The sequence below is a fragment of the Streptomyces iakyrus genome, from assembly GCF_000717055.1.
GTDB lineage: Bacteria > Actinomycetota > Actinomycetes > Streptomycetales > Streptomycetaceae > Streptomyces > Streptomyces iakyrus.
In genome coordinates this window covers 1-687 of sequence record NZ_JNXI01000077.1, presented here as the reverse complement: position 1 = coordinate 687, position 687 = coordinate 1, and the positions used below count along the sequence as shown (strand labels likewise).

The window sequence follows — 687 nt, the reverse complement described above, 5'->3', positions numbered from 1 at the left end:
GGCCAGGACGGTGAGAAGGAAGTCGTTGCTCCATCTTGCCTGGAGCATTTTGTGGCTGGTCCGCGCTGGACCTGGCGTGGCTTGCAGGGCGTTGATGGCGAGCTTGCGGATGACGGCAAGGTTCTCCGGGGCGTGGTCCTTGCGGCTGCGGCAAGCGTCCTCGTCGAACAGAACGTCGAGAACCCAGTGCAGGTTGTTCTCGATGCTCCAGTGGGCGCGGACGACGTCGAGCAGCTTCTTGGCTGGCAGCCGCCGCGAAGCCAGAAAGTATCGGGCCGTCCGCTTGGCAGGCTTGCCGGCAGTTGCGCGCCAGCTGTCGATGCGGCCGACCGCGACGATAGCGGAGAAGCCATGTTGCTTCGCCAATTGCGGTGCCGGCACGATGATGGCTTGCCGGCGCTCGATGCGATCGTGGGCGGCGGTTCTTCGCTGGCTTGCTCGCGCAGGCCGTCGGGCGGTGTCGAGCAACGCCTTGGCGGCCTTGAAGAGCCGGCCGCGATTGCTCTTGATGGCTAGAACGTAGTGGCCCTTCCGGTCGCGGATGGCTTGCGCGACATCGGGCCGGCAATGCAAGGCGTCGGCAGTGACAAGAGCGCCGTCCAGATCGAGCGAGGCGAGGACTTCGAGAACGCCGGCAACCTCGTTGCGATTGGGGGCCTTCCTTTGAGCCAGCGCCATGCGTGTGCC

The 687-nt window shown here is 65.5% G+C and carries 1 protein-coding gene; it reads right to left on the bottom strand.

Annotation, left to right across the window (positions count from 1 at the left end; all coding sequences use genetic code 11):
• A partial coding sequence (locus OO68_RS48835; protein WP_033314704.1) for an ISAs1 family transposase occupies positions 1–687 on the bottom strand: 687 nt, incomplete at both ends.